Here is a 17,538-nt window from a genome sequence, read left to right as displayed (position 1 = left end):
TGGAATGGGCGAGGCGGGCGGAACGGCAGGTGTCCTAAGACACCTGCTTGATCAGCTCGATGCTGGACGTTGAAGCAAAAAGGGCTTCAAAGTCGGGCAATGTGCCCATGGCTTCACGGTTCAGTCGATCCTGCAGCAGGATCCAGCCATAGGTTCCAATGGAATCCATCAGCCGGACATTCCGGTTGGACAGGGCCGTCTTGTAGTCTTTCATCCGCTTGTCGGACACCATCACGGCAATTTCCATGTCGGAATAGCCTGACAGAGCCTGACGGGCGATCGCCGCCAACTTGGTCATCAGCGTAAAGTCCTCGGTGAGGATCAATTTGCGAACGCCAGAATTGAGCGTTGCATCATCGATATCCTGCCCCTTGTAGCGGCCTTTGACGATCTGTTGCGCCATGTTGATGACGGTGTAGTTGTTGAGCAGCTCATACATCAGCTTGGTGTCGTTCTGACCCTGCTGAGGCACCATGCCGTTCGCGACCAGTTTGCCATCGCGATAGGCTTCCTTGAACTTGCGGATCTGGTAGGAAACCAGAGCCTGTGCCAGCTCTTCGGTCAGCTCTTTTGGCGTATTGGCTTTCAGGATCGCCTCATAGTTCTGGTAGGTTTCGAGCGCCAGAGGGGTCGCAAACTTGAAGTTAGCGAGTTCTGTTTCAAAATTCTCCAGAAGGAAGCGGGCCTTGGCCGAATTGGTGAATTTTACATGCCGTTCCAACAGCGTTTTCACCGCGATCCGGTGCAGCTTGGCGCGGTCACTGTCCGTATCAAGGCGGTGCAGTTTGACCGAGTCATGGCTGTAGAGCGATTCCAGCTGATCATACGGATCATACTGATAGGCCACACCACCGGACATGCCGTTGCAGAAGCCCTTGCCAAAGCCACCAAGGTTCATGATGGCGCCATTGGTCATATATTCGCAGCAGAAATCACCAACGCCTTCGACCACCGCCGTCGCACCGGAGTTACGAACACCGAAGCGGTCACCGGCTCCCCCTTCGACAAACAGGGCCGAGCCGGATGCACCGAACAGGGCAAAGTTGCCGATGAGATAGTTTTCGGTCTCACCGCCACCCGGAGAATGGATGGCAATGTTGCCGCCGGATGCCCCCTTGCCAACACCGTCGTTGCAGGTGCCGGTATGATGGAACACCATGCCCGAGTTGCAGAAAGCAGCATAGGACTGACCGGCAGATCCATGGGTATGGATTTCCAGCAACTCCGGCTTGATCAGGTTGCGGCCACGGTCATCGGTATAGATTATTGGCATGGATGCCAGATGTTTTTCCGACAATTCATGCTGCAGCATACGCTCGATATCGATCGCCAACTGGCCACCAACGGTCTTGTTGCGGTTGTCGAGTTTCTTCTCGACCACCAGCTTGACCCGGCTCTGATGACGCTGAACAGCCTGATTTTTGAAGTCTTTCAAGAGCTGGTTGTCGACATCAAAATTGGCTTCGAGATAGACTGGCTCCTTGATTTTGACCTCATGGACCACCTGCAACATTTTGCGCAAATCCATCTGACCGATGGCGCTTGGATGCTTGACCAGATGCAGATAGTCCGCACGGCCCCGCGCTTCCTTCAGGCTCTTGAAGCCAAGGCCTGCAAGAATTTCGCGCACCTCGTGAGCAATGTTCAGCAGATACTGGGCCAGCGCCCGTGGATCACCATCAAACACTTCGGAGTTGGTGGTCAGACCGGCTGGGCATTTGACGTTGCAGTTTTTCGCCATGACGCATTTCAGCATCATCAGAGCCGTGGTACCAAACTCAAAGCTGTCCCCACCCAGAAGGGCCGATTTGACAACGTCGGAGGCCGTCTGATGGGCGTTCGAGCACCGCAGAATAACCTTCTCGCGCAACCCGTTGACACACAGCGCCTGATGCACTTCCGCAAGGCCGATTTCTGCAGCCCGGCCAGTATTTTTCAACGACGTCACTGCCGCCGCACCCGTGCCACCGGTGTTGCCGGCTATGTTGATCACATCGGCGCCAGCCTTGGCCACGCCAACCGCAATCGTGCCAATGCCCTCGGACGATACGAGCTTGACGATAACCCGCACGCGGGCTGCTTTTGCATCGTGGATCAGCTGTGCCAAATCCTCGATCGAATAGGTGTCGTGATGCGGTGGAGGGGAGATCAGTTCTACCCCCGGCGTGCCGCCACGGGCCGCCGCGATTTCCACCGTCACCTTCTTGCCGGGCAGCTGACCGCCTTCACCGGGCTTTGCACCCTGTGCGATCTTGATTTCCAGCTCTTCAAGGGTCGGGTCGGCCAGATAACCGGTCCAGACACCAAAACGACCAGATGCCAGCTGCTTGATGCGGCTGGAACGAATGGTGCCATAGCGGGTGAAATGCTCCCCCCCTTCACCAGAGTTGGAGAAGCCGCCGGCCATGTTCGTGCCATGCGCCACCGCTTCGTGGGCTGGCGCAACCAGAGCACCGTGAGACATGGCGCCCGAGGCCAGGGTTGCCGTTACTTCGTGCGCAGGCTGGATTGCATCCAGAGGAAGCTTCGGATTGGCCGACTTCACATGGTCGAAATAGAAGTTTGCCTGACCGGATGCCTTGATGTGAATGACATCATCTTCGGTTTCAAGGCTTTCGAGTTCCTTGCCAAATTTGCCTTTGAGCGCAACCGTCAGCGCGATCAACCGGTCATGGGTGGCATTCTCTGTCAGCGTGACGTCAAAATGACCTTCGCCATTTGAGTCCACAGTCATGCCGCGCACAACGAAGTTGTTGTTGCCAACCAGATCATGCTGGAACAAAGACTGCGCAAACTCATCCGCCGACATGGCCCAGTTGATATCGGCAGGGAAAGCCAGCACATCACGCAGGGCTGCAGGACGTTTTTCGCGCTCCTTGAACAAATCAAGTGAGAATTTCCGATAGCTCTCGGTGATCTGGAAGGCGTCAATCTCTTCCGGCGTCAGACGGCTGAAGCTGGTATTCTTGTAGGCCTCCGAGCCCTTGCCATAGGCATCTTGCAACCGCGCGACTTGCAACAAGCGCAGGTCCGTCGTGTCGATGTCATCGGCATCCCCGGATGGCTTGTTGCTCTGGATCGGCTCTTCGGTCATCTCCACGAAGCCACGCACGGCGGCAGTGCCGTAGGTATGGCCAGCGCCTTCGGAGCGTTCCTTGAACAGGCCCAACAGCGGAATGTCTTCTTCCTTCTCTACCTGACAGGCGCGTTTGTGCCAGTCGACAACGCTCTGCGCGATAGCGGCAAAATTCACGCCGCCAACCGTGTTGCGCATGTTCGGGAAGTAGCGCTTGAGGATTTCTTCGTCGGTATCAAGGAAGTTCGGCTCGAAAAACTCGCCGCCAATATAGCTTTCGGCGGTGCACAGACCGACCTTGCCCATGGTTTTCATCAATGACTTGTTGGCCGCCTTGATATAGCGGGCTATGCCAGCTTTTATTTCGGCAGCATCGCCTTTGGCGAACAACTTGGCACGGGCTTCAACAACAATCGGCATCAGCGCAGAGGCCCCGAAACCAAGGGTTGTCGCAACCTGGTGGGCCGAGGCGATCTGGCCGCTTTCGGCGATGATGGACACCCGGAAGCGCAAACCCTGTTCGATCAGTCGCTGGTTGGCTGCCGAGATCATCAGCGGCAGCGGGATTGCAGCCAGTTTTTGATCGACCATTGCATCGGACAGAATGATGATGCCGCCACGTTCACGAGCCGCTTTCTCCACCTGATCGCAAACCCCATCAACCGCAGCAATCAGGTCATCCTGAGCCTTGGCGCTGCCCGCATTGTGATCGATCTCGAATACCATCTCGATTTCGGTGACCTTCACATCGCTCTGGGCACGAATGGTGGCCAGATCGTCAGGCGAGAGAACAGGGCTCTGAACAACCAACTGCTTGGTTTCTTCATGATTGAAGTGGGGCTTTGGCCCCAGCGCCACACGCAGGGTCATGCCATCGGCTTCCCGCAGGCTGTCGAGCGGCGGGTTGGTCACCTGCGCAAAACGCTGCGAGAAATACTTCGCCATGCCGCCTTCCTGATTGGTCAGCGAGTTGATGGCGACGCCATAGCCCATGGCCGAAATTTTCTCCGAGCCTGCCTGCATCATCGGGTCGAGCAGGAATTTATAGCTTTCCTGATTGAGACCATAGGCAACCGAACGCTGAACATCGTTGAAGTCGGCGGATACTTCCGTTTCGCCTTCCTTCTGCGGCAGATCGGCAAGATTGTTGCGGGCCTTTTCGAGCAGGGCGCGATAATCACGCTTCTTGGCAAGCATTTCCAGCGCGTCGGCAGAGGTGTAGGACTTCTTCGTTTCGTGGTCGAAATAAAGCATGCCGCCAGCCTCGATCCGGCCACGACGGATAATGCTGTCCGGTTCGAAGTCAATCTGACCGGCTTCGGACATCACGCACAGATAGTCGTCGGTTTCAACCGAGCGCAGCGGGCGTAGCCCAAGGCGATCAAGCCGAGCACCGATTACGGTACCATTGCCGAAAATCAACGCAGCAGGGCCGTCATTCTTCTCTTCATAAAGAGAGAAATATTCGAGCATTACCTGAACATCTTCGCTGAAGCGACGATCATTTTCCCATGCCGGAGGCATCATTGCCACAACGGCGGTGATCAGATCCAGATCATCTTCTATCAGACGCCGTTCCAGCGTCTGGTCAAGACGGGCAGAATCCGACTGACCCGGAGGGGAATAGATCTGCTGGTTCTTCATCTGCGCGATTGCAGCTTCAGACAGACGGTTCTTTTTGTCGGTGTTCAACTCGCCGTTATGCGCCATCAACCGGAAGGGCTGCGCCATGGAAGGCTGCGGCTCGGTGTTGGTCGAGAAGCGGGTATGGAAGAACATCGAGTGAATTTCGTGGTCTTCGTCCATCAGATCGATGAAATAGGGAATGATCTCATTGGAATTGAGACGGCCCTTGTAAACCTGCGTATGGGCAGACATCGACAGGGGATAGAGGCCCTTGAGGCTCGGCTCGAGATAGGCCACCTCTTCGATCGACATCAGCGCATCGTGAATGCGGCGATCAAAGGTCTTGGCATCCATGTCATTGGGTTTGATAAAGACGACCTGATGCACCGTCAGCATAAATTTGACGGCAGCAGGGCGAATGACTGCATTGTTGACCGGTGCGTCACGCACGAGAATGATCCGCAGATCATGCTTCTGAAGGCTTTCCTTGATCAGCTTGTCGGCTGCATCCCAAGAGCGTTTGTCCGCAGGCAGGAAGAAGTTGCCAACGCCGAACTCACCAAGCTCAAGTTTGCTCATGCCTGTGATCTTGCGGAAGAAGGACAGGGACAAGTCGACGCATACCCCCGCACCATCGCCTACACCTTCAGAGCTCATGCCGCCACGATGGGGAATGGTGCAAAGAGCTTCGTGCCCCTTGACCAGAACATCATGGGTCTGCACCCCGGATTTGTAGGTCATGAAACCGACGCCGCAACTGCTTTTTTCAAAGCTGTGGTCATAAAGGCCATAAGAATGCTGAGACTGTTCCAAACCGTAAGTCCTCACTTTTTAGGTCTGCGATCCGCATTCCGGGCTCTAATTGTGAACCCGAGAGGGACAGACCGCTGTCTTTTCTCGAAACCGGGCAGCTATGCCCTTAGTGACGGCGATCGTCTGGTCGCCGGCTCTGTCGCCAACGGCACCCGGTCCGGTGCCTCGCGCCCTGTGCCTTGTGAGAGTATCTGTGGCGATCTGCTCACATTTGCGGCATCCGTATCGAACTCTAGCGGTTCGGGGCGCAAAAATCCCGGACAACCATTGTAAATAAAAAGGTTGCCGAGAAAATAGATTTCAGAACTGCCCAAGTGCGTAAATGTTAAGCAAAGAACCGTCAAGCGTCGAAGGGCAAAAAACGAAGACATTTTGCACTAAAAGGCTGTTTTAAGGCTCAAAATGCGCAATTGTTTCTCTTAAGCCGTGAATTAAATACGATTGTTCCGTTTGCCAAAACTTGCAAAAAGGCCCGGATTTGTGGGAATTTCTGCGTCAAAAGGCCACAGTCATAGAGACTGTAGCCCATTTGGTTATGAAACAATTGTATTCAGTATCTTCTGCGGCGGCAAGAGGGCTGCCGAGCAAAGAGTCTGGTTATGAAATATGCGTGGCCTTTATGGGCCAAAGCGTGTGATGACCATATTGCCTCGCCGGTCATTATAAGCCCGCACAACGAATGGGCGCCCACCCTTGACCGCATTCATCATCGTTTGAATGCCGCGGCTATTGGTTCGGAATGTGCAGCCCCGAGAGGAGCACAGGCTCTGAACCCATTTGCCATTGTCCCGAAACATCAGTTTGTTTGGCTCTCCGGGTCGAAAACCCCGATCAGACCAGGCACATTCGCCGCTGCGTGGTGCGCGTGCCGCAGCCCCGGTGGAGGCAGGACGAAAGGTGAGAGTGGCAAAGGCTTCCTGCGTTGACACGCGTTGCCCGGCAACAGCCTGCATCTGCTGGCCCGGATTGCACATCAGCACATAGTCATTTGCCGCCTGGGCGTTGGTGCCGATCGTCAAGCCTCCGACAAGCGCAATGGTTGCGGCAAAGGTGGAAGAGGTAAGCATTGAGCGTGACATGAGGATACTCCATTGTTGAACTCTGACAGCTGCGTCACTCATGGGTCGTCGTGAGGCAACGATCGGTTCAAACAAAAACAGAAGAAATGATATTTTCCTCAAAATGCGATTCTGAGTTAGAGGATTTGCACGCGCAACTAAGCCACGGCCTGACCAAAGGCCCAGCCATCGGTGAAGGTGAAGCGAAGCATTTCTCCAATTTTTGCCGGTTGGTTGGCATAGGCTGCGACAGATGTCTCGTCCGGCATCTGCAAATGCAGGCGATAGCGTTCGCCCAGATAGGAACAACCACTCACGCGCGCAGCCAACCCGCACTCCTGATGCAGCTGTACATGCTCGGGTCTGACGCAGACACGCACAGCACTGGCATCTGCGAGCCCATTCACGCTTTCGCTTTGGCGCACCTTGAAGACCTGTCCATTGACCACCACGTCTCGTGTGGCACCACCTCCGCAGCCCTCCAGATGACCAGTCAGGATGGCACTTTGACCGATGAAACGGGCGACCCGTTCGTTGGCTGGCTGCTGGTAAAGATCCTGTGGTCTGGCCACCTGTGCTATTTCGCCATCAAACATCACGGCGATCCGGTCCGCCATCGCCATCGCTTCTGCTTGATCATGGGTGACATAGACCATTGTGGTTTGGGTGCGGGCGTGAAAGTCCATGAAGGTCTGTTGCATCACTTCGCGAAGATGGGCATCCAGATTGGCCAGAGGTTCATCAAGCAGCACCGCATCAGGATTCATCACCAGACAACGGGCCAGCGCCACCCTTTGGCGTTGACCGCCAGACAGGGTGGAGGGTGAGGCGTCCGCAAAGTTAGTCAGGGACACCACATCCAAGGCCATCGACAGGGTCTCGTCCAACTCACGCTGAGATACCCGGCGTATCTTCAAAGGGTAGGCGATATTGTCGGCCACCGACATATGGGGCCAGAGCGCATAAGACTGAAAGACAATGCCCATATTGCGCTCTTCGGGCGCCAGATGAATGCTTTCATTGGAAAGGATTGCATTGTCCTTTGCTATGATTCCGGCATTGGGATGCTCAAATCCGGCCGCCAGCCGCAGCATGGTGGTCTTGCCGCAACCGGACGGGCCGAGCAGGGCTATCAACTCCCCATCTTCGATGTCGAGAGACACTGCTTTGAGGACATCAACATCGCCAAAGCGTTTGCTGACACGATCAAAACTCAGCTTCGCCATGGAACCACTCCTTTGGGCAATTGATTGCCGAGCAGTTCGACCAGCGCCATCAGCACCAGAATGACGGCGACCACCAGCACGGCAACAGCAGAGGCGAGCACGCTGTCGCCACTGTCATCCAGATTGAAAATGATCACCCCAAGCGTCTCGTTGCCCGAGGACCACAAAAGGGCGGACACGGTCAACTCATTAAAGGCCGTGAGAAAGACCAGCAAACCGCCCGCCGCGGCGGATGGAGCCACTGCAGGCAGCAGGATGTCGATGATCCGTCGCCCACGCGAAGCACCACAGGCCTGTGCCGCTTCTTCCAGATTGGGGTCCATCTGCTGGAAAGAGCTGAGGACAGGTCTCAGTGATATGACAAAGAACCGCGCCAGATAGGCAACAAAGATGATTGCCAGCGTGCCATAGAGACTAACGTCAATCAGCGGAATGCGTTGGAAAGTCAGGATGCAGGCAATGGCCAACACGATCCCCGGCAGGGCATAGGGCACCTCGACCAAAATATTCAGCAGATAGGCCAGCCGGTTCTTCTCCCGGTTCATGCCATAGGCAAGCGGCACGGTGAGAGCAAACAGCATCAGGGCCGCGCCAAGCGAAAGGGCAAAGCTGTTGCCAAAGGCCCGAATCGTTGCCCCTTGGCGGAACAGCACTTCGCGATAGGCTTCAAGGCTGGCCGTTTCTGCTGATAGCGTCAGGCCAAAAGCAGGCACCAGAGAGGCCGAAATCAACGCCAGCATCGGAATGACAAAGATAATGCCGAGCAAAGCCCAAAGTCCCAGCTCGACCGCCAGACGATAGCGCCCCAGCGATAAGGCCAAAGGCCGCCCTACCACCCCATGCAGCCGAAAGGATTTGCCCCGAACCAGCCAGTGATGCAGCATCACGCCAATCGTGGCAATCAGCCCGATCAGGATCGCCAATATGGCCACTTCCGACAGGATCGACGGGCCAAAAGAGGATAGTTTCGAGTAAATCAGGGTCGGCAACATTTGGATATTGGCCGGAATGCCCAACATCGCCGGAATGCCGAAATTGCCTATTGCGGTGACAAAGGTCATGGCGATACCGGCAATCAACGCAGGGCTGGTAATTGGCAGCACAATATCGCGCCAGACCTGCCAGCTCGAAGCGCCAGCCAGCCGTGCTGCTTCGACCTGTTCACGCGGCAGTTGGCGGAGCGCCGCCCGCAAGATCAGGAAAATGATCGACCCATGCTGGATGCCCAACAACAGCGCGATACCCTGAAAGGAATAGAGCGGCTGAGGCGAGCCCAGCGGTGGGGCAAGGTTCAGCATCTTTAGAAGAGCACTCGTTGGGCCAAACAATTGCAGCCATGACAGGGCGGTGATCTGCGGCGGGATCATCATCGGCAACATGAAGCAAAAGACGAGAGCGGTCTTGCCCCTGATGTTGGTCAACGCCACAAGAAAGGCAAACAGCCCACCAAGCAACAGCGCGATCAGCGTTCCCAGAGCCGAAATGGATACCGAGTGCCACGTCGCGTACCAGGTCTGGGATGCCTGAAAGACCGTAAGCAAATGATCCGATGAAAAACTACCATCGATCAAGACGCCTTCAAGCATCAGACGCAGGATCGGAACCAGACATAACAGGGTGATGATCGGGGCAAGAATGGGTAGAAAAAGGCCTGACCGGTCAGAAGACCGGCCAGTAAATGTGTGAAATACACCTCCATACCCAATAGGGCGTGGGGGCATTATTTCACTCCGAACAACTCGGCAAAGTGTTTCTTGTTGTCATCGGCATTCTTCAGGGCAGCGGCAGGATCAAATGCCATCAGCTTGATCTGATCACGAGCAGGGAAGCCGGCAGGCACAGCCATGTCAGACTTGGCTGGAATATATCCCTGATCCAGAACCAGCTGCTGGCCTGCATCAGACAGCAGGAAGTCGACAAACTTCTGCGCGGCTTCAACATTCTTGGCGGTTTTCAGAATGGCGACCGGCTCCGTGACGTAGGAAACACCTTCTTTTGGGAAAACAAACTCAACCGGGGAGCCTTTGGCCTTATTGCGGATGGCGAGGAAATCGACAACCACGCCATATGGCTTTTCGCCAGACGCGACGGCCTTGAATGTGCCACCATTGCCACCCTTGGCACGTGCATCATTCTTTGCCAATGCTTCATAATAGTCCCATCCCAACTGGTCATTGCCTGTCAGGGTTGCCAGATGGATCAGCGCCGCGCCCGAATAAAGTGGGCTTGGCATGGCAATCATGCCTTTCATGTCGCCTTTGGCCAGATCCTGCCAGCTTTGGGGCTGACCCTTGACACCGGTATTATAGACGATACCGCTGGTGATCAGCTTGGTTGAATAGTAAAAGCCTTCCGCATCATAAAGCGCGGGATCATAGGCTGCGGCAAAGCCGGATTTGTGGGCCTGCAGATGACCTTCCTGCTTCAGGCTTTCCAACGTCACCGTGTCGGCAATCAGCAAGACGTCCGGGCGTACATCGCCAGCCGCGATTTCGGCCTGCAATTTGGCCATGACCTTGGTGGTGCCATCGCGCACCCAGGTGACCTTGATATCAGGGTTGGCGGCCATGAAGGCGTCAACGGTCTGCTGGGCATCCTGATTTGGCTGACTGGTATAAAGAACCAGGTCGCCGGACAGGGCTGGGGTCGCCAGACAGACGGCGAGAAGAGAAGTGACAACAATTTTCCGCATATGATTGCTCTCGAGTATGGAATCCGGGGGGCAGCGCAGGGCGCCGATAAAGACGGCATCTAAGGACCGAACGATGAAGCCGCCATGACGCGGATGTGAAAGTCCTTTGACAAACGCGCAACGGTTTGATGACAGACCTGTCGGATGAGGCAATCCAGACAAGTATAGGGCGGCAAAAGAAAACCCCCGTGTCTAGAGACAAGGGGGCTCGTTGTTTGCGCTGTGTAACAAGAAGCGACTGGATGGTCTTGTGCTTTTGCTAGCCATAGCGTTTGGACGCATAGCTGCCCGGAGCATCTTCAATCGGCTCCACTTTGCCGCCACCGATGGCACGCGCAGGCACGGTCTTGTCCCCATGCTGCAAAACCCATTGATGCCAGTCAGGCCACCACGATCCTGCCGTTTCTTTTGCAGCTGCCTTCCATTCCTCAAGCGTTCCTTCGACGGGACCGCCACGCCAGAATTGATATTTCTGCTTGTCTGGTGGATTGACCACACCGGCTATGTGACCGGAGCCCGACAGGACGAAATCAACCGGTCCACCAAACAGCTTGCTACCCTTGAAGACCGACTTGGCCGGGGCAATATGGTCTTCTGCGGTAGCCAGATTATAGATTGGCACCTTGATCTTGGACAGATCCAGCTCCTTGCCTCCGATTTCCATCTGGCCATTTGCCAATGCATTCTCATGATAGCATTTGCGCAGGTAAAAGGCGTGATTGGCAGGCGTCATGCGCGTGGAATCGGCGTTCCAATAAAGAAGGTCAAACGGGAAGGGTTCCTTGCCGCGCATGTAATTGTTGATGAAATAGGGCCAGATCAGATCGTTGGAGCGCAGCATGTTGAAAGCGCTTGCCATCGACTTGCCATCTAAAAATCCCGCTTTGTTCATCTGCTCTTCGAGATCGTCCAACTGCTCCTCATCGACAAAGACTTTCAAGTCGCCCGCATGAGTGAAATCGACCTGCGTGGTGAAAAAGGTTGTCGAGTTGAGCCGCGCCATCCGTCGGGCCGCCATATAGGCCATGCCGGTGGCCAACAGGGTGCCGCCGACGCAATAGCCAATCGCATTGACCTTGCGCTCGCCAGTGATCTTATGCACCGCATCCATCGCAAACAGGATGCCTTCCTCGATATAGGCAAGGAAATCCTTTTCCCTCAGTGTTTCATCGGGATTGACCCAAGAAATGACAAAAACCGTGTGGCCTTGTTCCACGCACCACTTGATGAAGCTCTTTTTCTCGTTGAGATCGAGAATGTAGAATTTGTTGATCCAGGGCGGCACGATGAGGAGAGGGGTTTTGAGCACCTCCTTAGTCATCGGGGCATATTGAATGACCTGACAAACATCGCTCTGGGCAATCACCTTGCCTTCGGTCACCGCGATATTCTCACCCAGCTTGAAGACCGAATTGTCCGATTGTCGAATGATCAGATCGCCACCGCCAGCCTTGATGTCTTCGGCCAGCATTTGCATGCCCTTGATCAGATTTTCACCGTCATTCTGCATGGTTTCGCGCAGCAATTCGGGATTCGTGAAGACATAGTTGGAAGGAGACAGCGCATTGACCACCTGACTGAGATAGAAGTGCGCCTTGTGCTTGGTATGGGCGTCAATATCCTCGGCTTCCTCGACCATATCCTGTGCCCAATGCGATGTGATTAGATAAAGCTGTTTGATGAAGTCAAAAAACTGGTTCTGGTCCCATTCAGGGTCGTTGAACCGACGATCGCCTTTGGCAGGTGGTTCGATGTCGGCTTCTTCGCTTCCCATCATTTTGCGAACCGACTGGCCCCACAAATCCATATACCGTCCCCACAGTCGCGTCTGCGCTTCCATGGCGCGCTGCGGATCTGAGGTCCAATATTCACCAACCTTGCCGAATGTGCGCACCATCTGATTGACCGCTTCGACCGTATGGTCATCTTTGCCATTTTCCCGCGGTTTCAGATAAGCAGAGGCAGCTTTGCCTGCTTCCTCGACGATCCGGGCGAAGTTGGTGGCGAATTTCTCGGGGTCATGGACCATATATTGCATGAAGTGGCTGGCTTGCGGCATTTGGTTGTCGTCCCCGTCGGGCGCATCCTTGTTCTGGCCTTCAGTGGATTTCCCACCGTCTTTGTTGTCTTCACCCGACATATAAACCCCGCTTCTCGCTTGTTGCTTTCCCTGCAATCCACGCCTCTCGACCGAGAAGCGCGTGATGGCATTGCGCGAAGGGCAATGTAGACAACCGCCTGACATTCCCGTGCAACCCAAGATCGATTGTCATAATAGGCGCATTTCACCCCATTGTGACAAGGGGCAACAACAAGGCAAACCCTCGATAGTTAGACTAATTCAAATTAATCGAACTTTCATCAGAATATTAGACACTCTTCTTGTGATAAAAAGTGCCTTTCGGCTTCTATGGCTTTGTCTGGACATATTGATTTGAAAAACATAGACCCCACATGCACGCCAAGAGGCGATCCGACAAGGCGACCATAATGTTGATGAAAGCAAACAACCTGATGACACGGCATGCGCATTCCACCGGCAAGATGATTGCCGCGTGCTGTGCCCTGCTGCTGCTGTCTGGGTGTTTGGCAACCAACCCGGATCTGGCAGATCCTGCTGTCGAAGCCAAGGCGCTGCCTGTCATCGAGCCCAAACCTGTCGCCAAGGATGAAAAGTTGTTGGTTGAGAAAAACCGGCTCAACAAATATGTCAACCAGCAGGCCCCATCCCAGTTGCGCTATTCGTTGCAGGTGCTCAATCAGGCTGACGCGGACGACGGAATTTATCCCACCATCGAGGATCTTTCCACTAGTCAGGACAATCTGCGCACCGAAGAGGAGCGCCGCAAGCTCGAAAATGAGCTCGAAGCCCTCAATCGCTGATCTCAATGCTTGGTGTTTGCACCGATCACCGTTCTCTTTGCGCGCGCATTTTCACGACCAATTGCAAATTGCATGTGCAAAAAGACAAAATTAAAGTGACAATGCGCCATGAAGTTGGCCATTTTCGGTAGCATTTTCACGGCCTCGGCCACCCAATTCTCCAAATTTTGTCAGGAGCCTAGCAATGGATGAGTTCCATAAGATTCGCCGCCTCCCTCCTTATGTCTTTGAACCGGTGAACCGGATTAAGGCGAAGGCGCGAGCGGCGGGCGCGGACATCATCGATCTCGGTATGGGCAATCCTGATCTGCCAACCCCGAAGCATATTGTCGAAAAACTGACGGAAACCGTGCTCGATCCGCGCACTCATCGTTACTCGACTTCGAAAGGCATTCCGGGGCTGCGCAAGGCACAGGCTGCCTATTATCAGCGTCGCTTTGGCGTCAAGCTGAACCCGGATACGGAAATCGTCGCGACCCTCGGCTCGAAAGAGGGCTTTGCCAATATGGCACAGGCCATCACCAGCCCCGGCGATGTGGTTCTGGTTCCAAACCCGACCTATCCGATTCACTCATTTGGTTTCATCATGTCCGGCGGCGTCGTCCGCTCCATGCCGGCTGAGCCAAATGAAGAATTCTTCCGGGCAATCGACCGCGCCGTGCGCCACTCGATTCCAAAACCGATCGCTCTGATCGTCAATTACCCGTCCAACCCGACCGCCTATACGGTCGATCTGCACTTCTACAAGGAAGTGATCCGGATGGCCAAGGAACATGACATCATGGTTCTGAGTGATCTCGCCTATGCCGAGATCTATTTTGACAACAATCCACCTCCCTCCATCCTGCAGGTGGATGGTGCCAAGGATATCGCGGTCGAGTTCACATCCCTGTCCAAGACCTTCTCGATGCCGGGTTGGCGCATGGGCTTTGCAGTGGGCAATGAGCGGATGATCACGGCACTGACCCGTGTGAAATCCTATCTCGATTATGGTGCCTTCACGCCCATTCAGGTGGCCGCTGCGTCGGCCTTGAATGGTGCCGACAATTGCATTCAGGAAGCCTGCGATATATATCGCGCCCGTCGCGACGTGATGGTGGAAAGCTTCACTCGTGCCGGTTGGCCGATCCCCAGCCCCAATGCGACCATGTTTGCGTGGGTGCCTGTGCCAGAACAATTCCGCGAAATCGGCTCGCTCGAATTTGCCAAGCAGCTGGTCGAAAAGGCCCATGTGGCCGTCGCGCCGGGCGTTGGGTTCGGGGAATATGGTGACGAGTATGTGCGCCTTGCCTTCGTTGAGAACGAACAGCGCATTCGTCAGGCGGCGCGCAATATCCGTCGTTTTCTGTCCAATTCCGAGTGATTGATACACAATAAGACATGCAGCGGGTATCCGTAAGGTCAAATGACGCCATCGCCGTCAGATTGACCTTGCGGACCCGTTTCGCCTTGCGTATGTATCAAATGCTGAAGACATGCAAAATTGCGGCGTTTTGCCGATTTGTTATGCATGCAGCTTTGATCTGCCCCAGAGTGAATTGACGCTGGACCGGTCTGCCGGATAGCATCAAGGCGCCCTGCGCAAGCGGGTTATGGCTTCAGTACGGTCCTTTTTGCCGTGCGAATAGCCATCTACCGACCCGATACCGCCAAGATAATGAAGAAGAGACTGGAAGATCTGCAAATGTGCGAACCCCTGAAGCTAGGCCTCGCAGGCCTTGGAACGGTCGGCGTTTCTGTTATCAAACGCCTTGAAGCTCTGGATCACGAACTGGCCCAAAAAGCCGGACGCACCATGCAGATTACCGCCATTACAGCCCGCAGCCGCAACAAGGATCGCGGCGTGGAGCTGTCGGCCTTCGAATGGTTTGATGATCCGGTGGCCTTGGCCAAGAGCGATAGCATCGATGTGTTCGTCGAGCTGATCGGCGGCGACAATGGCCCCGCCGAGGCGTCCGTTCGCGCCGCGCTGGAAAGCGGCAAGCATGTGGTCACCGCCAACAAGGCGCTGCTGGCCAAGCATGGCAACGCGCTCGCCCGTCTGGCCGAAGAAAATGGGGTTTCGCTCAACTTCGAAGCCGCCGTTGCCGGGGGGATCCCCGTCATCAAGGCGCTGCGTGAAGGGCTCACCTCAAACAATATTTCGCGCGTTTATGGCATCATGAACGGCACCTGCAACTACATCCTGACCCGGATGGAAGAGGACGGGATCAGCTTTGAGGACTGTCTGGCCGATGCCCAGCGCCTCGGCTATGCGGAAGCGGATCCGACCTTTGATATTGAAGGCAACGACACCGCCCATAAACTGGCCATCTTGACCAGTCTGGCCTTCGGCACCGAGATTGATGCGGAGTCCATTTTCCTTGAAGGCATCACCTCGATCAGCATTGCCGACATCATGGCGGCTGATGATCTAGGCTTCCGGATCAAGTTGCTGGGGGTTGCCCAGAAAACCAACTCGGGCATCGAACAGCGCGTGCACCCAACCATGGTGCCAAAGGAATCCGAAATTGCGCAGGTCTCCGGTGTCACCAACGGAGTCGCCATTGATGGCGATGCCGTCGGGTCGATTACTCTGGCCGGTCCGGGAGCAGGGGGCGACGCAACCGCTTCTGCCGTGGTTGCTGACATCATCGACATCGCCCGCGGTTTGAAGGTTGCACCACTCGGCCGCCCTGTCAGCGCGTTGAAGCCTTACAGCTCATCCAGTCTGGGTACCCATGAAGGCGGCTATTACATTCGTCTGACGGTCAAGAATCGCCCTGGCGCCTTTGCTTCCATTGCCAGCCGCATGGCAGAGTGCGAGATTTCCCTCGAAAGCATCGTTCAGCGTCGTGGCCGTTCCAGGATCGTGGAAACCGATGTGAACAGTTTGTCGCAGGAAAAGCCCAAAGATGTCATACTCCTAACGTATGAGACGACTGAGGAAGCTGTGCGTAAAGCCCTCGACGCGATAGAAAAAGACGGTCATATTCTGGCGTCGCCGCAAATGATTAGAATAGAAAGACTATAAGGACTTATTTTTTTATTGGATGCATCCGCATCCAGAGCATTGGTTCACGGGGAAACACAATGAGTGAGATTAGAGAAGCCGCAGTTCTCGACAGGATTCTGACCCTTGAGATCGTTCGTGTTGTTGAACGCGCCGCTGTGTCCGCTGCCCGCCTTAGAGGTCAGGGCAACGAAAAAGAGGCCGATCAGGCCGCTGTTGACGCTATGCGCCGCGAACTCAACCAGCTGCCGATCGACGGTACGGTCGTGATCGGCGAGGGCGAGCGCGATGAAGCTCCAATGCTCTATATCGGCGAGAAGGTCGGCAACAAGCTCGGCCCGAAGGTCGATATCGCGCTTGATCCGCTCGAAGGCACCACCCTTTGCGCCAAGAACCAGCCGAACTCACTTGCCGTTATCGCCATTGCCGATGAAGGCAGCCTGCTCAATGCACCAGACGTTTACATGGACAAGATCGCCATCGGTCCGGGCTACCCCGAAGGGCTCGTAGATCTCGATCGCACACCCATTGAAAATCTGACCGCACTGGCCAATGCCAAGGGCGTGCCGATCAGTGAACTGAATGTCTGCATTCTCGATCGTCCCCGTCATGCCAAGCTGATCGAGGAAGTTCGCCTGACCGGTGCCGCCATTCGCCTGATTGGCGATGGTGACGTGCAGGGCGTCATTCATACCACCGATCCCGACGAAACCGGCATCGATATCTATATGGGCATTGGTGGCGCGCCTGAAGGTGTGCTGGCTGCCTCTGCCCTGCGCTGCATCGGCGGCCAGATGCAGGGCCGTCTGGTGATCAACAGTGAAGAACAGCGCGAACGGACCATTCGCATGGGCATCGCTGATCCTTCCAAAAAGTTCGAAATGATCGAACTGGCTGGTGGTGACGTGACCTTCGCAGCAACCGGTGTGACCGATGGCAACATGCTCGATGGCGTGAAAATTGGCCGCGGCGTTATTAAGACCGACACGGTCGTCATGCGCTCCACCACCGGCACCGTGCGCTACATCAAGGGTGAGCATCGCCAGTTCGAGAAATTCCATCTCGATTGATCAACAGCCCGCTTGTGGCTGTGACCGATTTGAAAAAAGGCGGGCCTTGTGCCCGCCTTTTTGCTGTTTGTTGCGATGTGGAATGCTAGATTTCCGCCAACC

At 55.2% G+C, this 17,538-nt stretch carries 11 protein-coding genes; 4 read left to right on the top strand and 7 right to left on the bottom strand.

The window, feature by feature from the left end; genetic code table 11:
• Window positions 1-34 precede the first annotated feature (34 nt).
• The 6 genes from DSD30_RS18835 to DSD30_RS18810 all read right to left on the bottom strand — a co-directional run bounded on the left by DSD30_RS18835 (window position 35) and on the right by DSD30_RS18810 (window position 12,631).
• Window positions 35-5,515, bottom strand: coding sequence for a glutamate synthase-related protein (locus DSD30_RS18835; RefSeq protein ID WP_245418540.1), 5,481 nt, complete (start codon window positions 5,513-5,515; stop codon window positions 35-37).
• 617 nt (window positions 5,516-6,132) lie between these two features.
• Window positions 6,133-6,594 carry a hypothetical protein gene (locus tag DSD30_RS18830; RefSeq protein WP_114011281.1) on the bottom strand — a complete coding sequence of 154 codons (462 nt, stop codon included), beginning with the start codon at window positions 6,592-6,594 and terminating at the stop codon, window positions 6,133-6,135.
• 137 nt (window positions 6,595-6,731) lie between these two features.
• Window positions 6,732-7,799, bottom strand: coding sequence for an ABC transporter ATP-binding protein (locus DSD30_RS18825; RefSeq protein WP_114011280.1), 1,068 nt, complete (start codon window positions 7,797-7,799; stop codon window positions 6,732-6,734).
• Window positions 7,787-9,520 carry an ABC transporter permease gene (locus tag DSD30_RS18820; protein WP_114011279.1) on the bottom strand — a complete coding sequence of 578 codons (1,734 nt, stop codon included), beginning with the start codon at window positions 9,518-9,520 and terminating at the stop codon, window positions 7,787-7,789. Before DSD30_RS18820 ends, DSD30_RS18825 begins: the two co-directional genes overlap by 13 nt.
• A complete protein-coding gene (locus DSD30_RS18815; RefSeq protein WP_114011278.1) occupies window positions 9,520-10,491 on the bottom strand; it encodes an ABC transporter substrate-binding protein in 972 nt (323 codons plus the stop codon). The genes DSD30_RS18820 and DSD30_RS18815 overlap by 1 nt, the downstream gene beginning before the upstream one ends.
• Window positions 10,492-10,750: 259 nt before the next feature.
• Entirely contained in the window at window positions 10,751-12,631 is a 1,881-nt protein-coding gene (locus tag DSD30_RS18810) for a PHA/PHB synthase family protein (RefSeq protein ID WP_425359477.1), read from the bottom strand.
• Between the two features lie 350 nt (window positions 12,632-12,981).
• Between DSD30_RS18810 and DSD30_RS18805 the strand changes: the two genes are divergently transcribed.
• Window positions 12,982-13,374: a hypothetical protein gene (locus DSD30_RS18805; RefSeq protein WP_157967773.1), complete on the top strand. Its 393-nt coding sequence runs from the start codon at window positions 12,982-12,984 to the stop codon at window positions 13,372-13,374.
• Window positions 13,375-13,376: 2 nt separating this feature from the next.
• Here DSD30_RS18805 and DSD30_RS21655 read toward each other — a convergent pair whose 3' ends face one another.
• Complete coding sequence (locus DSD30_RS21655) at window positions 13,377-13,526, bottom strand: hypothetical protein (RefSeq protein ID WP_157967772.1); 150 nt, start codon at window positions 13,524-13,526, stop codon at window positions 13,377-13,379.
• A 32-nt stretch (window positions 13,527-13,558) separates the two neighbouring features.
• On the opposite strand from DSD30_RS21655, the gene DSD30_RS18800 reads away from it, so the two are divergent.
• The 3 genes from DSD30_RS18800 (at window position 13,559) to glpX (ending at window position 17,436) form a co-directional block, all read left to right on the top strand.
• Window positions 13,559-14,737 carry an LL-diaminopimelate aminotransferase gene (locus tag DSD30_RS18800; RefSeq protein ID WP_114011276.1) on the top strand — a complete coding sequence of 393 codons (1,179 nt, stop codon included), beginning with the start codon at window positions 13,559-13,561 and terminating at the stop codon, window positions 14,735-14,737.
• Between the two features lie 321 nt (window positions 14,738-15,058).
• The gene (locus DSD30_RS18795) at window positions 15,059-16,387 is read left to right on the top strand and encodes a homoserine dehydrogenase (RefSeq protein ID WP_114011323.1); all 1,329 of its coding nucleotides are present in this window, start codon (window positions 15,059-15,061) and stop codon (window positions 16,385-16,387) included.
• Between the two features lie 59 nt (window positions 16,388-16,446).
• Entirely contained in the window at window positions 16,447-17,436 is a 990-nt protein-coding gene (gene glpX / locus DSD30_RS18790; protein WP_114011275.1) for a class II fructose-bisphosphatase, read from the top strand.
• Window positions 17,437-17,538 lie beyond the last annotated feature (102 nt).

Origin of the sequence: Cohaesibacter intestini (genome assembly GCF_003324485.1) — a bacterium.
Lineage (GTDB): Bacteria > Pseudomonadota > Alphaproteobacteria > Rhizobiales > Cohaesibacteraceae > Cohaesibacter > Cohaesibacter intestini.
The sequence above is the reverse complement of the archived record's forward strand: the minus strand, read 5'-3'. Positions and strand labels throughout refer to the sequence as shown.